We start from the raw sequence: 17,905 nt of genomic DNA, 5'->3' as shown, positions 1-17,905 counted from the left end.
GCGCTCGGAGTGCAGCCGCGGATCGGCTTGCCGTTTTTGTCCGCGTACACGCTGATGAAGTGCTGCACCAACAGCGGGATGTCGTCGCGGCGATCGCGCAGCGGCGGCACGTGGACCGGCACGACGTTGAGCCGGTAGTAGAGGTCCTCGCGAAACCGCCCCTCGCGCACCTCGGCCGCCAGGTCGACGTTCGTCGCGGCGATCAGGCGAATGTCGATGCGGCGCGACCGTCCAGCGCCACCGAGCCGTTCGATCTCGCCCTCCTGCAGCACGCGCAACAACTTCACCTGGACGTGGCGCGAAATCTCGCCGATCTCGTCGAGAAACAGCGTACCGCCGTCGGCTGCCTCGAACCGGCCCTCGCGCCGCTGCGCCGCCCCGGTAAACGCGCCCTTTTCGTAGCCGAACAGCTCCGCCTCGAGAATCGACTCCGGAATCGCCGCGCAGTTGATGGCGACGAACGGCTGGCTGGCCCGGGGCGAATGTTCGTGGATCGCGCGCGCGAGCAGTTCCTTGCCGGTCCCGCTTTCGCCCAGTAGCAGCACCGTCGCCTCGCTCGCGGCCGCCTGCATGACCGTGTCCATCGTCCGGCGCCACGCGAGCGACGTGCCGATGATCGCCCGCCGCCGCTTCTCGGCCAGCTGCGCGCGCAGCGCGCGGTTTTCGATCAACAGCGACTGCTTCTCGAGCGCGTTGCGGACCGTCCGGGTCACGTGCGCGCGCTTCAGCGGCTTGGTGACGAAGTCGTAGGCGCCCTCCTTCATCGCCTGCACGGCCGTTTCGACCGTGCCGTAGGCCGTCATCAAGATGACTTCCGTCTCCGGCGCGAGCGTCTTGGCCGCCTTGAGCAGGTCCAGGCCCGACACCTTGGGCATCATCAGGTCGGTGAGCAGCACGCCGACGCGGTGCTTGCGCAACAGCTCGAGGCCGGTCTCCCCGTCGCGCGCGGTGAGCACCTTGATGTTTTCCCGCGCAAAGATCTTGGCCAGCGAGTCGACGATGGACGGCTCGTCGTCGACGACCAACACGACGTGTTCGCGCGCCCACAGGTCGCCGCCTGCGGCGTCCGTGGCCTCGGGCGAATCGGACGAGCGCGTCATGATCATGGACTCCCGTACACCTTCAAACAGCGTTCCAATGCGTACCCTTAAATTTCAACCAGATACACGACACCCCCTCGCGCAGCCGTGACAAACTGGCAACAGGTATACCGCGTCGTGCCAGTTTGTCATTCCGCACGCGAGAAGGCCCCGATGCGCCGATCGGGCGCCCCCCTACGCCGTCCCCGAGCCCGACTGCGCGTACGCGCCCACATCCCCGCGCGGCAGCGTCACCGTGAACGTCGTGCCCTTGCCCGGCGCGCTGTCGACCTCGATCGTGCCGCCGTGGCGCTCGACGATGCCGTGGACGATCGACAGCCCCAGCCCCGTGCCCTCGCCGACGTCCTTGGTCGTGAAGAACGGATCGAAGATGCGCGGCAGGACGTCCGGCGGAATGCCGGGGCCGTTGTCGGACACGCGAACCACGACCGCGTCGGGAGTCGCGTCGGTCGACACGCGAATCTCGGCGCCGTCGGTGTGGGCGACCGCCTGAGCGGCGTTCGTGAGCAGATTCATGAACACCTGGTTGAGCTGGCCGGCGTGCCCGCGAATGCGGCCGACGTCGCCGTAGCTGCGCTCGACGCGAATGCCGCCCTTCAGTAGGTGCCGCAGCAGTTCCAGCGAATCGTCGAGGCTCCGGTTGAGGTCGACGTCGACGACGCTCTCGTCGTCCGTGCGGGAGTAGTTGTGCAACGCGCGCACGATGTCCTTGGTCCGGTTTGCGCCGCGCTGGATCACGCGGATCATCTGACGCATCTCGTCGGCCTCGGGGACGTCGCCGAGCGCCGCGATCGCGTCGTCGAGCGGACCGACCGTGTTGACGATCGCGTTGACCGGATTGTTGATCTCGTGCGCGATGCCGGCGACGAGCTGACCGATCGACGCCATCTTCTCCGAACGCACGAGCTGGCTCTGTGCGCGCGTGAGCTTCTCGAGCGTTTCCGCCAGCTCGCGGTTCTTCTTGGCCAGGTCGGCGGTCCGCCGCTGCACCGCCCGCTCGAGGTCGAGGTTGACTTCCTCGGTGGACCGCAGCTTCTCGCCGAGCGCGCGCCGCATCTCCTCGAGCGCGAACGTCAAGCGGCCGATTTCGTCCGATTCGCCCGACGACGTGACCGGTTTGGCGAGTTCGCCCCGCGCCATCGCGTCGGCCCGCTGCTGCAGTTCGCGGACCGGTTGCACGAACTCGCGCACCGTCAGCACCGCAATCCCCCCGCACACGCCAAACAAGACGACGAAGAACACGAGCAGCTCCTTGAGCGGCCGCTCGATCGACGGACCCCGTCCCGAGTAGGCGGGAAACAGCACCGCGATCGCGCCCAGGTCGTAGGCCTCGCCGCGCCACTGAACGCGCAGCCGACCGTGCACGCCGGTGAGCCCGAGCGAGCCGACCTCGAGCGGGCCGTCACCGCCGAGCCGCATGCGCGCCCGCGCGTACCACGGCAACCGCGGCGCGCCCATCGGGCCGCCGCCGAGCGCGAACGGCCGCGCACCGACGTCGGTCGGCTCGAAGTAGACGACTGCATTTCGCGCGGGGGTGGCCGCGTCGGCCGCCAGCAATACCCGCTCGACCGCTGCCGGCGTGGGCGGTTCGGCCGCGCTCGCGATCGCCGCCTGCACCTCCGACCGCAACCACGCCATGCCGAGTTCAGCCTGCCGGCCGACGAATCCGGTGACCAAGTTCTTGTACTGGATGAATCCCCACAGCAGCGCCAGCCCGCACGCGAACGCGACCACACCGCCGAACGACGTCAGCAGCTTCGCCCGCAGCGACAGCGACGACCGCAGGCGCCGCAGCGGCAGCCGATGGCGCACCGTGAGGTGCGCGAGCAGCGGTCGCATCGTCTCGCGGTGCCACAAGGCCTGGTAGAGCGCGGCGCCTACGGCGAGCACGACGGTGACGCCAAACAGCAACACGGCGTCGTCGCTGTCGAGATCCATCGTGTAGCGGGCGGTGACCGTGATCGCGGCGGCGGCGGCAGCCCACAACCCGATCGTCGCGAGCGCGAGTCGATACGGCAGCTCTTGCGCGCGCCGGTACACGCGGGTCGGCTCGCCGCCGTCGTCGCGCAGATAGCGGTCGATCGGCCGCGTCCAGTAACGCGCCAGGCCGACCAGCGCGGCCGTCGCGCCGCCGACGCCGAGCGGCAACAGCGCCTGCAGTTCGAGGAACTGTTCGCGCGGCAAGCGGACGAAAAAATAGACGAACGCGGACGCCGCGGCCGACGCGCCGCCGGCGACACCGAGCGCGACGAGCGCCAGCCGGCCGAAGTAGCCGTCGGCGAACACGCGCATGCGCGTCGCCTCGGGAAACAGGCGCTCGCGCACGCTGCGCAAGATGGCGCCGTACCACGCGGCGCGCCCGAGATTGACGGCGAACGCGTGCAAACACACCATGCCGACCAGATGGCCGACGTCCCGCGGTCCCCACGCGCCGGCGCGCACGAGCGCTGCGCCCGCGATCGCCGACACGACCGCCCACAGCCCGACGCGCAACAGCAACACGCGCAGCGGCGCGCGAAACGTCGCGCGGTACGCGCGCGAGGCCAGCGGCTTCGGCAGCGGTTCGCCGCGGCGGCGCACGGCGACCGCGCGCTGCACCGGGTGCAGCCACGCGGCGATCGACGCAAACCAGATGGCGAGGGCGCCGGCGGCCAACGGAATGGCCGCGCGCGACAGGGGCGCGCGGACCTCCGGCGGCAGGTCGAACAGCGCGAGCGCCGGCCACACGACGGCGGCGGCCTCGGCCAACGTGATCGCGACGCCGGGGACGACGAACAGCCGCTTGAACGCGAGCGGCGGGTCGCCGCCGCGCGGCGCGCGCGAGTCACTGTGCTCCGTGGCGTCGCCCACTCGCGGCGAGGATAGCAGAGGCGCGACGCCGCTCGCCGCAGGTCATCGGCCGTCGCCGCGGTCGCGGCCGTCGCGCAACACGTCGCACACGCCCTCGTAGAACGCGTGCAGTTCGGGCGGACTGTCCGGCGGCAGGAAGTCGCCGACGTCGTAGCGGCACTTGCGGCGCAGCGCGTCGAGTTCGTCGCACGCCGGATCGCGGCCACCGCCGGGCGCGTCCGGCGCGCCCGCGGCGCCGTCGCGCGGCTCGCCGGAGCCGCTCGCGCCGCCGTCGCACCGCGAGCGCAGGTCGCCGACGACTCGCGCCACCTCAGCGGCCGCGTCGCGCTCGATCGCCGCCAGGTAGCGGCTCGCCGGCGGCCGCCACGTCCAGTAGGCTCCGACCGCGGCGACGGCGGCGCATGCGACGCCGAGCGCGCGCGACACCGCCCGGCCGCGGCGCGTCCGCACAGCCGCCGGCCGCACCGCGAGGCCGAGCGCACCGCCCGCCGCGAAGCCGCCGAAGTGCGCCGCGTGGTCGGCGCCCATCATCAGCCCGAACAGCGTCGTGTACAGCAGCCACTTGAGCATGTCGTTGCGGATGCGACGGCCCGCGGACGTCCCCTCGCGGTGGCCCGCGGCGGCCGCGAGCCCGATCAGCGCCATGACCGCGCCCGACGCACCGACGCTCATCGCGCCGCCGATTTGCCACGAGGCGGCGCTCGCCGCGAGGCCGCCGGCGACGAACACCGTCGCGATCGCGGCGTCGCCGTACAGCTCCTCGACGTGGGGCGCGACGATCGCCAGCGCGACCAGGTTGAAGCCGATGTGCCAGATCCCGGCGTGCAGGAACAGCGCGGTGAGCAACCGCCAGTACTCGCCCGCGTCGACCGCCGGTGGATACTGGCCGCCGTGGCGGAACAGCACCATCCAGTCCACCGACGCCAGCCCGCCGCCGCCGTCCACCACCAGACCGACGTACGCCAGCGCGCACAGCCCGGCGATCCACGTGCTGGTCGACAGCAGCGCCGGCGCGTGCACGCCGATCCGCTCGAGCACCTGCCAGCCGCGTCGCCCGAGCCGCTCGCCGCAGCGCGAACATGCCTCCGCATCGCGGTCCTGCACCGAACCGCACGCCGTGCACGTCTTGTGGGCGTAGCGCACGTGGTTGGCGCGTTGCTCGCTTCGGCGGACGAACCGCCGCCAGCGGGTGCCGATGCGTTGCAGCTTCCACCGAACGCGCACCTTGTTGAACCCGAGCGCGCCGGCGATCGCGACCAGCCACTCGGTCCACCTGCCGCCGCCGTCACTCGCCATCTGCGATGCGGATTCCGTAGCGGTCGAGCAGGTCCCCGGTGAGCGCGTCGACCTGCGCCGCGGCCGACAGGTAGTCGACGACGGCGCGCGCGTGGCGCAACCGCGCCTGCTCGACTGCTTGCTGCCGCTGCAGCACGTCGAAGTTGGTCGCGGTCCCGGCCTGAAACCGCGCCTGCTCGTTGCGCAGCGTCTGCTCGGCCAGCGCGATCGCTTGCTCCGCGAGCGCGATGCGCCGCTGCGCCGCGCGCGCCAGATGGACGGCCTGTGCCGTGGCGACCGCCGTCTCTCGGCGGGCCGCCTCGAGATCGACCTTCACGCGCCGGCGCGCCAGCTGGGCCCGCCGATCGGCACCGCGCGCCGCGCGCGAACCGATCTCGTGTTGGAACGTGAGCGACGCCGAGACCGAATACGAGTCGAACGTCGCGAGCTGCTCGAGCGTATCGGCGGTCGACGCCGTCTCGCTGTCGGGCCCGCCCTCGACGTGAAGATCGAGCACCGGCTGCAGGCCGTTGGCAGTGACGATTGCGTCGATCTCGGCCTGCTCGCCCTGCAGGGCGATGGCCCGGAGGCCGGGGCTGCGCTCGAGCGCCCGGGCGACCGCCGCGTTCACGTCGAACCGGCGGTCGAGCGGCCCGGTGGGTTCGGCGGGTTCGATCAACACCTCGCCCGGCCCGATCTCCAACCCGGCGATGCGCCGCAAGTCCAGCGACCGCTCCGCGACGTTGACCTCGGCGGCGACGATCGCCTCCTCGCGCTCCACGATCCCCTGCTCGACCGCCACCGCTTCCGTCGGCGCGATCGAGCCGGCGTCGATCCCGGCCCGGGTGATGCGCAGCTGCTCGCGGGCCAGCTCGAGCGATCCGCGCCGGATGGCGAGGTCGCGCGCGGCGTACGCGACCTCCCAGTAGGCCGCGATCACCCGCTGCAGCGCGTCGAGTGCGGCGGCCTGCCGCGACAGCGCCGCGATCGACCGGCCGATGTCGGCCTTGCGCTGCGCCGCGCGCGCGACCGCGGCGCCGCGCCCACGCAGCAGCGGCTGATCGAACGTCACCCGCACATTGGCCGCCTTGAGCGTGACCTCGTCACAGGTGAGCGTCAGATCGCACGCGAGCGACGTGCGGACCCCCGCGCCGGCCGTCGCGCTGACCGCCCCGCCCGTCGCCAGCGACCGGGCGAGCGTCACCGCGAGGTCCGCGCCCTTTTGCCCGGCGAACACGCGCGAACTCTGCTCCGGTAGCTCCACGACGCGCGCGGTCGCCACGCCCGTGACCAGCCAGTCGTCGATGCCGAGCGACTCGAGGTAAGCCGCCTGGGCGACCCGCTCGTCGATGGCGGCGCGCTCCAGATCCGGACTCTGGCGCACGGCCACGGCCAGCACGTCGGCCAACGTCAAACGACGCGCCGGGCCGGCATCTGGCGGCCCGCCGGTGTCGGCAAACGCCCCCCGCGCGGCGGCGGCGGCGGCCAGCGCAAGCGCGGCGGCCGGCAACAGCGGGCGGCGGCGGCGACGAGTTCGGCTCACGAGTCGCGTTCGTAGCACGGCAGGTCCTCTTTACTCCAATCAAATCGGCATGCTAGGTTGCCGGATCCCGATGACGATCCAGCTGCGCACGTACACGTTTCTCGATCAGCTGCAACCGCAGCTCGCGACGTTCATGGGAAAGACCGCGCGCGGCTTTCTCCCGGTGCCCGGCCAGGCATCGCTGTTCATCGAGATCGCGCCCGGGATCGCGATCAACCGCGTGACCGACGCCGCGCTCAAGGCTACGAAGGTCCAGCCGGCGCTGCAGATCGTCGAGCGAGCGTTCGGGCTGCTGGAAGTCCACCACGACGACCAAGGCGAGGTCCTCGCCGCCGGCCGCAACATCCTCGCGCAACTCGAAGTTGCGGAGCAGGATCGGCTCAAACCCAAGATCGTCACGAATCAGATCATTCGCTCGGTCGAGGCGTACCAAACGCAGATCATCAACCGAAACTCGTCCGGGATGATGGTTCTTCCCGGAGAGTCGCTTTTCATCCTCGAAACGCAGCCCGCCGGCTACGTGACGTTCGCCGCCAACGAGGCCGAGAAGGCGGCTCACGTGTCGCTGGTGAACGTGACGCCGTGGGGCGCTTTCGGCCGGCTGTACATGTCCGGCTCGGAGGCCGAGATGGACGCGGGAGCGGCCGCCGCAATCGCCGCGCTCGAGGCGATCACCGGCCGCGCCCAGGACAAGTAACCAACGCGCATTGCGCACACGCTAGCAACCGAAACGGAGAGAACGAACGATGGCGGACGCCCTGGGAATGATCGAAGTCAGAGGTTTCGTCGGCATGGTCGAGGCCGCTGACGCGATGGTCAAGGCCGCGAAGGTCGAACTCGTATCCTACGAAAAGACGGGTGGCGGCTACGTCACCGCGGTCGTGCGCGGCGACGTCGCGGCGGTCAAGGCCGCGACCGAGGCCGGCCAGCGCGCCGCCGAGCGCGTCGGCGAGGTGATCGCGGTGCACGTCATCCCGCGGCCGCACGCCAACGTCGACGCGGTGCTGCCCCTCGGGCGCCAGCCCGACACGAAATAGCGGGGCCGGCGCATGGTCCTGGGCAAAGTCGTCGGCACGGTCGTGTCGTCGCGCAAGGAGCCCGCCGTCGAGGGGCTGAAGCTCCTGCTCGTACAGGGGTGCGACTTCGACGGCCGGGTGGCCCCCGGCGCGCCGGCCGTCGTCGCGGCGGACGCGGTCGGCGCCGGCATCGGTGAGGTCGTCCTCTATGCGTCGGGCAGTTCGGCGCGCCAGACCGAGCTGACCAACAACCGGCCCGTCGACGCGACGATTATGGCGATCGTGGATCTCGTCGAAGCGCACGGCGAGACCCGCTATCGCAAAGCGAGCGACTGAGGGAGGCGCGCGTGGCCCTGCCCATCGACGAACGCCGCATCGAGGAGATCGTCGCTCGCGTCGTCGAGCGACTCGCGCAGTCCGGCGCGCTGCCCGCGCCGGCCGCCGGCCCGCCGGTGCGCGGAGCCGGCGGTGCGGTGGACATCCCGCGCGGCACGCTCGGCGTCTACGCCGACCCCGAACAGGCGGTCCAGGCCGCTCGTCGCGGGTTCGAGGCCAACGAGCGGGCGCCGATCGAGCTGCGCAACCGCATGATCGCTGCGATGCGCGACACGGCGCTGCGCCATCTAGACGACCTCGCCCGGTTCGCGGTGGCGGAGAGCGGTCTCGGCCGCGTCGACGACAAGCGCAAGAAGAACCGCCTCGTCGCCACCAAGACGCCCGGCACCGAAATCCTGCGGCCCGTCGCGTACACCGGCGACGACGGCCTCATGCTCACCGAGCGCGCGCCCTACGGCGTGTTGCTGGCGATCACGCCGTGTACGAATCCGACCGAAACGATCCTGTGCAACTCGATCGGCATGATCGCGGGGGGCAACTCGGTCGTATTCAACGTCCACCCCGCGGCCCGGCGCACCTGCAACTGGTTCGTCCACCTGCTCAACGAGGCGATCGCATCGGTCGGCGGGCCGCGCGATGTGCTGGTCTCCGTCGAAGACCCGACCATCGAGAGCGCCCAGCACCTGATGAAACACCCCGCGATCCGCATGTCGGTGGTCACCGGCGGCCCCGGCGTGGTCCGCGCCGCGCTCGACTCCGGCAAGAAGGTCATCGCCGCCGGCCCGGGCAATCCACCGGCCGTCGTCGACGAAACCGCCAACCTGGAACGCGCGGCGCACTACATCGTCGAGGGAGCCTCCATCGACAACAACATCGTGTGCATCGCCGAGAAGGAGATCATCGCGGTCTCGTCGATTGCGGATGAACTCACCGACCAGCTCACCAAGAAGGGCGCGCTGCTGCTCACCGACCGACAGGTCCGCGACCTCGAAAAGGTCATCCTCGACGGCGAGCACATCAACCGCAAGTGGGTCGGCAAGAACGCGGCCCTCATCGCCGAACAGATCGGTATCCGCGGCCACGGCGACGACCTGCGCCTGCTGCTGTGTCACGTCGACGAGGGCCATCCGTTCGTGCAGCACGAGCTGCTGATGCCGGTCATCGGCATGGTCCGCGTGCGCGACGCCGCCGACGGGATCGCGGCGGCGCTGCGGGTCGAGCACGGCTTTCACCACACGGCCGTCATGCACTCGAACAACATCGAGAACATGGCGGCAATGGCGAGAATCTGCAACTGCTCGATCTTCGTCAAGAACGCGTCCAGCCTCGCCGGCCTTGGCTACGGCGGGGAAGGATACACCTCGTTCACGATCGCGAGCCCGACCGGCGAAGGGCTGACCACCGCGGTCCACTTCACGCGCGAGCGGCGCTGCACCCTGAAGGACGCGTTCCGGTTCGTATAGGAGCCCGCTGCGTGCATCCGGCGCTGGCCATCCTCGAACTCGGCTCGATCGCCCGCGGCGTGATCACCAGCGACGCCGCGGTCAAACGCGCGCCGGTGACCCTGCTGTGGTCGCGCCCGGTATCGTCCGGCAAGCACCTCGTCGCGTTCGCCGGCGAGGTCGCCGAGGTCGAGGAGTCGCTGCGCGCCGCGCAACAGGTCGCCGGCGACGCACTGATCGACGCGCTGTATCTGCCCTACGCGGATGCGCAGTTGTGGCCGCTGTTGTCCGGCGACGGCGATCGCCCGGCGCCCATCGACGCCGTCGGCGTCGTCGAGACCGACACGGTGTGCGCGGCGGTGCGCGCCGCCGACGCCGCGGCCAAGACCGCGCCGGTGACCCTGCTCGATTTGCGGCTCGCCGTCGGCATCGGCGGCAAGGCGTTCTTCACGCTCACCGGCGAGCTGCCGGACGTCGAGGCCGCCGTGGACGCGGCGCGCGGCGCGGTCGCCCCCGCGCGGATCCTCGGCATCGAGATCGTACCGGCGCCGCACGACGACCTGCGCGACCGGCTGCTGCGCTGACCGCCCGCGGGCGCCGCCCCGCGACCGACCGCGCCCGCCCCCGGAACCCGGCCGCGCGCGAACGGACGAACTCGCCGTCGGCGGCTTGACCGCGGCCGGCAGCCGGGGGAAGTCGGAGGTATGGGAATGAAACCGCGGGCACGTCTGGTCGCGAAACGAATTCGGGTGCGCAGGCTGCGCAAGCGCGACTACGAGGCTGTCGTCGAACTGCAGAAGGCGTGTTTCCCCGGCATGGAACCGTGGTCGCGCGAGCAGTTCTACAGTCAGATCGAGAAGTTCCCGGACGGCCAGCTGTGCGTCGAGTACGACGGCAAGATTGTCGCGTCGTCGAGCAGTCTGATCGTCGACTTCGACCTGTACTCCGATTGGCACAACTGGAAGGAGATCGCCGACAACGGCTTCATCCGCAACCACACAGACGACGGCGACACGCTGTACGGCATCGAGATCATGGTGCACCCGCGCTATCGCGGCTACCGCCTGTCCCGCCGACTGTACGACGCGCGCAAACAGCTCGCCCGCGAGCGGAACCTGGCGCGCATCGTCATCGGTGGCCGCATTCCCGGCTATCACAAGTACGCCGACCAAATGTCGGCCGAGGAATACGTGGAGCGCGTGCAGGCGCGCGAGCTGTTCGACCCGGTGTTCACCGCGCAGCTGGCCAACGGCTTCGAACTCCGCCGGCTCATTCCGAACTATCTTCCGGCGGACGAGGAATCGCGCGGCTACGCCACCTATCTCGAGTGGACCAACCACGACTATCGGCGCGACGGCAAGACTTCCGTCGAACGCGTCCAAAACGTTCGGCTCGCGACAGTGCAATACCAGATGCGCCAGGTCCACTCGTTCGACGAGATGGCCGCGCAGGTCGAGTTTTTCGTCGACGCGGCCGCCGACTATCGGGCCGACTTCGTACTGTTCCCCGAACTATTCACGACGCAGCTGTTGTCGATCACGCCCGACCGCCACCCTGGATCCGCGGCACGCCGGCTCGCGTCGTATACCCCGCAGTACGTCGACATGTTCGGGCAGCTCGCGATCCGGTACAACATCAACATCATCGGCGGCTCGCAGTTCTGCGTCGAAGACGGCGATCTATATAACGTCGCCTACCTGTTCCGCCGCGACGGCTCCATCGGGCGCCAGTACAAACTACACATCACCCCGAGCGAGCGCAGGTGGTGGGGCGTGAGTCCGGGCAACTCGATCGAAGTGTTCGACACCGATCGCGGCCGCGTTGCCATTCTCATCTGTTACGACGTCGAATTTCCCGAACTCGCGCGAATCGCGGTGAAAAAGGCCGCCCAGATCCTGTTCGTTCCGTTCAACACCAACGAGCGCTACGGCTATCTGCGCGTGCGGCACTGCGCGCAGGCTCGCTGCGTCGAAAACCACGTCTACGTGGTCACATCGGGCTGCGTCGGCAACCTGCCCTACGTCGCCAACGCCGACGTGCACTACGCGCAGTCCGCGATCTTCACGCCGTCGGACGTCCAGTTCAGCTGGGACGGCATCGCGGCCGAGTGCACTCCCAACATCGAAACCGTTCTCGTGCACGATGTCGACATCGAGCGCCTCCGTCGCCACCGCTATACGGGCACGACGACGAACTGGTACGACCGTCGCAAAGATCTCTACCGCGTCGTCTTCCGCGACGGGGACGTGGAGCGCGAGGTGTAGGCGGCCCTACTTGCCGCCGCGCGCGATCGTGACCTTCTCGATCTTGACCTTGTCGACCCGCCCCTCGCGGGCGATACGCTTGACCACGTCGATGTCGTCGCACTGGCCGAAGATCGTATGCCGGCCATCGAGGTGCGGCGTGGGCACCTCCGTGATGAAGAACTGGCTGCCGTTGGTACCGGGCCCCGCGTTCGCCATCGATAGCCGGCCGGGCCGGTCGTGGCGCAGCGAGTCCACGAACTCGTCCGCGAACTGGTAGCCCGGCCCCCCACGGCCGATCCCGAGCGGGTCGCCTCCCTGGATCATGAAGTTCGGGATGACGCGGTGGAACACGAGCCCGTCGTAGAACGGGCGGCGCTCGATTTTGCCCGTCCCCGGATGCTTCCACGCCTTGAGGCCGCGCGCGAGGCCCACGAAGTTGGCGACCGTCATCGGGGTCTGTTTTTCGAACAGTTCGCAGTGGATGGCCCCCATCGACGTCTCGAAGGTTGCGGTCAACGGCCCGTCGCCTTCGAGATCCTTGACGTAGTCGGCAAGGTCGGCGGCCGTTGGCGGTCGCACGTCGGCCTCGGTCGGACGGTCCGCTGCCGGATCCCGCGCGGCCTCGGTGCCACCGGATGCCGAGCCGCTGGTTTCGGACGGGGCGCCGGTCCCGCCGCCGCGCGCCGCCGTCTTGGCCGCGGCGGCCGCGGCGGGCTTGGCCTCGGCCTGGCCAGACGCATGGTCGGCGGTCGCCTCCTGCTTGCTGCAGCCCCACGCGGCCAGCGCCGCGATGGCCGCAATTCCAACCCATGTCGTGCGCGCCATGGCCGCGACGATAGCAGATCGCCCGGCGGGGAGTGCGGCCCCCGATCGCACGTTTTGCCGCCGGCGGCCAGACCCCAGCGCCCCCGCGTCGCCCGCGTGACGGCCGGCGATCGGTGTCGCCGCCGACGCGGCGTAGTTTTTGCATAATAATCACAAACCTGCCCGATCGCCCTTCGACTCATGGCTGGATCGCCGTACGGCCCGCATCCCTCGTCGGCGCGCGACGAGACGCTCCCCGCGCTCACGGTGCACGCGCGCACGCGCGCACGCCGGCGGCGGATGCTCGCGGGAGCGCTCGCCGTGCTCGGCTATGCCGCCGCGGTCCTCATCGGCGCAGCGACTTCGCCGGACCTCGGCTTCTACGCGCACCAGGGGGGGCCCATCCTCGCCGTGGACGCCGACAGCGCGGCGGCGCGCGCGGGCGTCGCGGTCGGGCAGCGCATCGTCGGCGTCGGCGGCGTGCCCCTGCGCGGCCGCCGGGCCGTGCACGACGCGATCGGCCGCGTCCGTCCCGGCGACGTCCTCGTGCTGGACCTCGACGACGGCACGCGCCGCACGACGGCGCGCTTTGTGGTCGGGCGGCGCATGCCGTGGGCGTCGGCTGCCGCGGTGTTGCTGGCGAGCGTATTGCTGTGGATGGCCGTGCTCGCGGATCGCGGCGGCCCAGGAGTCCTGCCGCGGGCGTTTTTTCGGTCCACGCTGGTGTACGTCGTCTTTCTCGCCGGGGCGTTTTCGTGGGAGTACGTCGCGTCGACCGCGATCTTCAGCGTGCCGTGGTTCTTCGCGATGGCGTTGGCGGCTCCGGTGACGTGCCACTTCATGCTCAAGTTCCCCGCCGGCGCGATCCGGCAGACGCGGCGCCAGGTGCTCGCCCTGTACGCCCCGCCGATTGCACTGGCCACGGCCATGTCGGCGGCCCACCTCGCGATGTACGCCGGCATCGACGAGGTCGAGTCCAACGTGGTGGCGCTCGCGTTCGGCGCCGCGAGTATCGGCCTGGCGGTCGTGTACCTCGTCGTGGGCGTCGTGTCCCGCGCACACCGGCTCCGGCATCGTCGCGCGGAGGTCGACCCCGGCGCGGCCCGCTGGCTGCAAGTCGGCCACGCGTTCGTCGCCGTGCCGCTGATCGCGGGCGGCATCTGGGCGTGGATCGATGTCGGAGCGTTCGTCGCCGGCGGGTTCAAGCCGTTTATCGGCGTGGCGATGATCGGTGGCACGACGTCGGTCGTCCTCGCGATGACGCGCACGCCGTTCGGGGAACTCGATCGGATGTGGCGCCGATCCGGCGGGCACGTCATCGCAACCGCGCTGGCCGGCGCGCTGTTTCTCGCGTTCATCGGCGCGGCCGGCGGCGCGGCCAGCACGCTATCCGGCGGCAACTTCACCGCGTCGCTGGGCGCGACACTGGTCGCGGCGGCCTTGTTTGGGCCGGTGCGGGCGCGGCTGCAGCAGATGGTGGACGCGCGGTTTGCGCGCGACCGCAGCCGCATCCGCGCGCTGCTGCGCGAGGCGGCCGAAGCCGCCGCGGCCACCCTCGACCTGGACGCCCTGCTCGGCGGCGTCGTCCACCGCGTGCGCGATGCGTTGTCGGCCGACGGCGCGGCGATCTTCGAGGCCGACGACCACGTCGGCGGCTGGCGACGAGTCGCCGTCGCCGGCACCGTTCCGATCGGCGATGTGCTCGCACCGCGCGATCCGATCTCGTTGCGGCTACGCGCGGCGTTCGCCGCGCGGTCGACCCGCGAGCTCGCCGCGCGCATCCTCGGTGTGCCGCTCGCGGTCGACGGCGGGCAGATTGCGCTCGTCGTCGCGCCGCGCGACGACCGCAACGGCTTCGACGACGAGGAGCGCGAACTCCTGCAGACCGTCGCCGCCCAGCTCGCGGTCGCGATCAACAACGCGCGCGCGCATACCGAGCTGCACAGACTCAACGACAAGCTGCGCCGCGAGTATGCGCGCGCCGAAAAGCGGCGTCGCCAGATCGCCCGCCTCAAAGAGCGCGTCGAGGAGGAGAACCGCGAGCTGCTCGGCCAGCTCGCCTCCCGCGACGGCCGCCAGCCGGTGATCGGGAGCGGCCTTCGCGCCACGTTCGAACTCGTCCAGAAGGTCGCTCGCACGAACGCGACCGCACTCGTGCTCGGCGAGACGGGCGTCGGCAAGGAACTGATCGCACGCGCGATCCACGCCGGCAGCCGACGGCGCGGTGGCCCGTTCGTCGTCGTCGATTGCGGCGCGATCTCGCCCGGGTTGTTCGAGTCGGCGCTGTTCGGCCACGAGCGGGGGGCGTTCACCGGTGCGGTCCGGTCGCAGCCCGGCGCGTTCCGGTCGGCCGACGGCGGCACCGTGTTCCTCGACGAAATCGGCGAACTACCGCTCGACCTACAGCCCAAGCTGCTGCGCGTCCTGCAAGAGCGCGAAGTGCACCCCGTCGGCGCCGACCAGCCGGTGCCGGTCGACGTCCGCGTCGTCGCCGGAACCAACCGCAACCTGCGAGAGGAAGTCGCTCGGGGCGCCTTCCGCGAGGATCTGCTGTATCGCCTGCAGGTCGTGGAGATCCACGTCCCGCCGCTGCGCGACCGTCGCGACGACATTCCGGCGCTCGCCGACTACTTCCTCGAGGGGATCGCCCAGCGGACCGGTCGGCCCAAGAAGCGACTCGACCCGGCGGCGATGGACGCCCTGCGCGACTATCCGTGGCCGGGCAACGTGCGGGAACTCGAACACGCGATGGAGGCCGCCGTCGTCTACGCCGAGGGGGACGTGATTCGGGCGTCCGACCTGCCGATCTTCGACGACGTCTTCCGCGCGCGAGGGCAGCGGGCCCTTGCGGCTGCCGCCGGGCCCCAGGCCGGCGGACCACGCCACGGCCTCCGCGAGACGCTCGAGGAGCTCGAGCGGCAGCGGCTCATCGACGCGCTGCGCGAGCACGACGGCAACCGGACGCGGGCCGCCAAGGCGCTTGGAATCTCGCGCGGTGCCCTGCTCCGCCGGCTCAAGCGCTACGCGATCGAAGACGCGGCCGCCGGCTGACGCCACCTCGGGCTCGGCGGAGTGCGCGGCACACGGGCCCCACGCGGATTCCGCCTTGCGCGGCGGGGGGCGTCGAGCTCGCGCCGCCGGGCGCGGTCCGACGCGGTCCGCGCGGCCCCCGCGCCGGGGCCAACGCACGCCCCGACGGGGACCGCATCGCCGCGGCCGCACCGCGCCCCCGCCCCGCGCCGCACAGCGGGCCGAAATCGCGCGCGAGATCGACGTCGACGGCGGTGCGCCCGCCGCGCTGGACGACGCCGGCGCCGCCCGCCGGGGCCGCACCGATGGCGGCGGGAATCCACGCCGCCGCGACGACCCGGAGCGGGCCGCCGCGGTGGCGCAAGCGAGAGCGACCCCAACGGGATTTGAACCCGTGTCGCCGGCGTGAAAGGCCGGTGTCCTAGGCCAGCTAGACGATGGGGTCTTCCGTAGCAGTGAGCCCAGAAGGATTCGAACCTTCGGCCATCGGCTTAAAAGGCCGGTGCTCTACCAGCTGAGCTATGGGCCCGTACCCCTCGGGGGACAATGACCTTGCACGAAGCCGCCGCCGATTTCAAGCGCCGCGCGCCGCTCAGTGGCAGCGAAGCCGCCGCGTACGGCGCGCGGGCGAACCGCGAGCGCGCACGGCGACTGCCGGATTTCCTTTGACCCGCGAACGATCGCTGTGTAGGGTTGCCCCCCACACCGGGCTACATGACACATCGCCGACCCGCACCGAGCGGGTGCTCACGACGCAGGAGCCGCAACGTGGAACAGCGCAAGTCGCAACGAATCCGGGTCAGCTTGCCCGCGCGCTACCGATCTCGCGCCGTGTCGCTCGACGGCGTCGTGGCCGACCTCAGTTGCGACGGACTGTTCTTGAAAGCCGAGTTCCTCGACGACACCGGGACGGCCGTGGACGTGGACGTCGACCTTCCCGGCGCCGACGCCCCCGTGTCGCTCGCGGGCGAGGTCGTCCGCACGGACGACACGCCGGCGGGCCGCGGTATGGGCATCCGCTTTCGCAACCTCGCTCTGCCGACCCGCCTGCTGATCGCGAACTACCTGCTCGCTCGCAGCAGTTCCGGCCGCTGACGGCGGTCGGCCGGCCGCGCCTGCCCCGCCGCCGCCCGGGCGCGAAAACGCGATCGGGAGTGGCGCGGTGCGTGATATCGTCGACGCGTGAAGCGCGCGGTCACGGTGGAGGTTGCCCGACAACGGTTGTCGCTGCGCACCGACGCCAAGCCGAAGTACCTCAAAGAGCTGGCCGCCTACGTCGACGCGAAGCTCGACGAAGCGCGCCGCTCGGGGCGCACTCAGACGACGCAGTCGCTCGCGTTGCTCGCGGCCCTCAACATCGCCGACGAGCTGCACCAGCTGCGCGCGAGCCACGAAACCCTCAAGCGCCAGGTGAAAGAGCGCTCGGAGCGCATCCTGCGCGCGCTGCAAACGGAGGCATCGCGATAGGCCGATGAACGACACAACGCCGAGTCACGCCTCTGCCCGGCATGGCATCGGCAACGGCAAAGTCCAAACCTCAGATCTCGGGATCCTGGTTCACGCTTCGCGGTGAGCAGCCCGCATCGCGCCGGGACGCCTGAAACGAAGCGCTGGGAACCCACCTAGGCCACTCCGACGGAAAGTAGCGCTTTGCCCGTTGCCCTGCGGTGCCGGGCAGAGTTTTATCTGCAGGTTGCTGATCGACAAGCCACGGCTACGGCGAGCCATGATCGCGCGACGCGACGCGATCCCGCCAGAACACGCCGCGGTCGCTGCCGACATCGCGGCGGCCCACGCGGTCGCTGCGATCTCGCCGGCGCCGGGCCAGACCATTGGCCTGTACGCCGCGTTCCGCAGCGAGCTCGCGACCGCGCCGCTCGCCGGCGCGCTCGCCGATGCCGGCGCGACGCTCGCCTATCCGCGAGTGGACCGAGCCGCCCGCCGGCTCGTGTTCCACGCCGTCGCGGACCCGCGCGACCTGCGCCCGGGCGTGCTCGGCATCCCGGAGCCGCCGCCCGACGCGCCCGCCGTCGACCTGACGGCCGTCGCCGCGTTCGTGGTGCCCGGACTGGCGTTCGATCGGTCGGGCGGCCGGCTCGGCTGGGGCCGCGGCTACTACGACGCGACCCTGGCCGCCGCACCGCGGGCGCGGCGCATCGGCTATGCATTCGAACTGCAACTGGTCGAAATCGTACCCGTCGACGACCACGACGCGCCGATGGACTGTGTTATTACGGAAGCGGGCATCCGGACGGTCGGTGAG

15 protein-coding genes and 2 tRNA genes are annotated in these 17,905 nt (G+C 70.8%); 10 read left to right on the top strand and 7 right to left on the bottom strand.

Annotation, left to right across the window (positions count from 1 at the left end; all coding sequences use genetic code 11):
• From D6689_07030 to D6689_07015, 4 genes are all read right to left on the bottom strand, one after another.
• A partial coding sequence (locus D6689_07030; protein RMH42848.1) for a sigma-54-dependent Fis family transcriptional regulator occupies positions 1-1,100 on the bottom strand: 1,100 nt, incomplete at its 3' end.
• Between the two features lie 174 nt (positions 1,101-1,274).
• Entirely contained in the window at positions 1,275-3,950 is a 2,676-nt protein-coding gene (locus tag D6689_07025; GenBank protein ID RMH42846.1) for a HAMP domain-containing protein, read from the bottom strand.
• Positions 3,951-3,992: 42 nt separating this feature from the next.
• The gene (locus D6689_07020; GenBank protein RMH42845.1) at positions 3,993-5,246 is read right to left on the bottom strand and encodes a rhomboid family intramembrane serine protease; all 1,254 of its coding nucleotides are present in this window, start codon (positions 5,244-5,246) and stop codon (positions 3,993-3,995) included.
• Positions 5,236-6,786 carry a TolC family protein gene (locus D6689_07015; protein RMH42844.1) on the bottom strand — a complete coding sequence of 517 codons (1,551 nt, stop codon included), beginning with the start codon at positions 6,784-6,786 and terminating at the stop codon, positions 5,236-5,238. The genes D6689_07020 and D6689_07015 overlap by 11 nt, the downstream gene beginning before the upstream one ends.
• 52 nt (positions 6,787-6,838) lie before the next feature.
• Here D6689_07015 and D6689_07010 point away from each other — a divergent pair, with 52 nt between their 5' ends.
• The 6 genes from D6689_07010 to D6689_06985 all read left to right on the top strand — a co-directional run bounded on the left by D6689_07010 (position 6,839) and on the right by D6689_06985 (position 11,826).
• Positions 6,839-7,465, top strand: a complete 627-nt coding sequence (locus D6689_07010) for a hypothetical protein (GenBank protein RMH42843.1) — start codon at positions 6,839-6,841, stop codon at positions 7,463-7,465.
• A 49-nt stretch (positions 7,466-7,514) separates the two neighbouring features.
• Positions 7,515-7,805, top strand: a complete 291-nt coding sequence (locus tag D6689_07005; GenBank protein ID RMH42842.1) for a BMC domain-containing protein — start codon at positions 7,515-7,517, stop codon at positions 7,803-7,805.
• A 12-nt stretch (positions 7,806-7,817) separates the two neighbouring features.
• The gene (locus tag D6689_07000) at positions 7,818-8,120 is read left to right on the top strand and encodes an ethanolamine utilization protein EutN (protein ID RMH42841.1); all 303 of its coding nucleotides are present in this window, start codon (positions 7,818-7,820) and stop codon (positions 8,118-8,120) included.
• Positions 8,121-8,137: 17 nt separating this feature from the next.
• A complete protein-coding gene (locus tag D6689_06995; protein ID RMH42847.1) occupies positions 8,138-9,583 on the top strand; it encodes an aldehyde dehydrogenase EutE in 1,446 nt (481 codons plus the stop codon).
• Positions 9,226-10,146, top strand: coding sequence for a BMC domain-containing protein (locus tag D6689_06990; protein ID RMH42840.1), 921 nt, complete (start codon positions 9,226-9,228; stop codon positions 10,144-10,146). Before D6689_06995 ends, D6689_06990 begins: the two co-directional genes overlap by 358 nt.
• Positions 10,147-10,272: 126 nt before the next feature.
• Complete coding sequence (locus D6689_06985) at positions 10,273-11,826, top strand: GNAT family N-acetyltransferase (GenBank protein RMH42839.1); 1,554 nt, start codon at positions 10,273-10,275, stop codon at positions 11,824-11,826.
• Between the two features lie 6 nt (positions 11,827-11,832).
• Here D6689_06985 and D6689_06980 read toward each other — a convergent pair whose 3' ends face one another.
• Positions 11,833-12,633, bottom strand: a complete 801-nt coding sequence (locus D6689_06980) for a peptidylprolyl isomerase (protein RMH42838.1) — start codon at positions 12,631-12,633, stop codon at positions 11,833-11,835.
• Between the two features lie 180 nt (positions 12,634-12,813).
• Between D6689_06980 and D6689_06975 the strand changes: the two genes are divergently transcribed.
• On the top strand, positions 12,814-15,663 hold the full coding sequence (locus tag D6689_06975; protein ID RMH42837.1) for a GAF domain-containing protein: 2,850 nt from the start codon (positions 12,814-12,816) through the stop codon (positions 15,661-15,663).
• 350 nt (positions 15,664-16,013) lie between these two features.
• Here the strand turns inward: D6689_06975 and D6689_06970 are convergent.
• A tRNA-Glu gene (locus tag D6689_06970) sits at positions 16,014-16,087 on the bottom strand.
• An 11-nt stretch (positions 16,088-16,098) separates the two neighbouring features.
• Positions 16,099-16,171, bottom strand: a tRNA-Lys gene (locus D6689_06965).
• A 185-nt stretch (positions 16,172-16,356) separates the two neighbouring features.
• On the opposite strand from D6689_06965, the gene D6689_06960 reads away from it, so the two are divergent.
• The 3 genes from D6689_06960 to D6689_06950 form a co-directional block, all read left to right on the top strand.
• On the top strand, positions 16,357-16,737 hold the full coding sequence (locus tag D6689_06960; GenBank protein ID RMH42836.1) for a PilZ domain-containing protein: 381 nt from the start codon (positions 16,357-16,359) through the stop codon (positions 16,735-16,737).
• A gap of 87 nt (positions 16,738-16,824) precedes the next feature.
• Complete coding sequence (locus tag D6689_06955) at positions 16,825-17,109, top strand: cell division protein ZapA (GenBank protein RMH42835.1); 285 nt, start codon at positions 16,825-16,827, stop codon at positions 17,107-17,109.
• Between the two features lie 259 nt (positions 17,110-17,368).
• Positions 17,369-17,905: 5-formyltetrahydrofolate cyclo-ligase (locus D6689_06950; GenBank protein RMH42834.1), on the top strand; the 537-nt coding region annotated here is incomplete at its 3' end.

It is taken from the genome of Deltaproteobacteria bacterium, from assembly GCA_003696105.1.
Classification (GTDB): domain Bacteria; phylum Myxococcota_A; class Polyangia; order Haliangiales; family J016; genus J016.
The sequence above is the reverse complement of the archived record's forward strand: the minus strand, read 5'-3'. Positions and strand labels throughout refer to the sequence as shown.

Excerpts from the sequence above, each read along its gene's own strand:
- D6689_06985 (RMH42839.1), top strand. The coding sequence starts at position 10,273 with ATGAAACCGCGGGCACGTCTGGTCGCGAAACGAATTCGGGTGCGCAGG.
- D6689_07010 (RMH42843.1), top strand. The coding sequence starts at position 6,839 with ATGACGATCCAGCTGCGCACGTACACGTTTCTCGATCAGCTGCAACCG.
- D6689_07000 (RMH42841.1), top strand. The coding sequence starts at position 7,818 with ATGGTCCTGGGCAAAGTCGTCGGCACGGTCGTGTCGTCGCGCAAGGAG.
- D6689_07005 (RMH42842.1), top strand. The coding sequence starts at position 7,515 with ATGGCGGACGCCCTGGGAATGATCGAAGTCAGAGGTTTCGTCGGCATG.
- D6689_07020 (RMH42845.1), bottom strand. The coding sequence starts at position 5,246 with ATGGCGAGTGACGGCGGCGGCAGGTGGACCGAGTGGCTGGTCGCGATC.
- D6689_06960 (RMH42836.1), top strand. The coding sequence starts at position 16,357 with ATGACACATCGCCGACCCGCACCGAGCGGGTGCTCACGACGCAGGAGC.
- D6689_06975 (RMH42837.1), top strand. The coding sequence starts at position 12,814 with ATGGCTGGATCGCCGTACGGCCCGCATCCCTCGTCGGCGCGCGACGAG.
- D6689_06980 (RMH42838.1), bottom strand. The coding sequence starts at position 12,633 with ATGGCGCGCACGACATGGGTTGGAATTGCGGCCATCGCGGCGCTGGCC.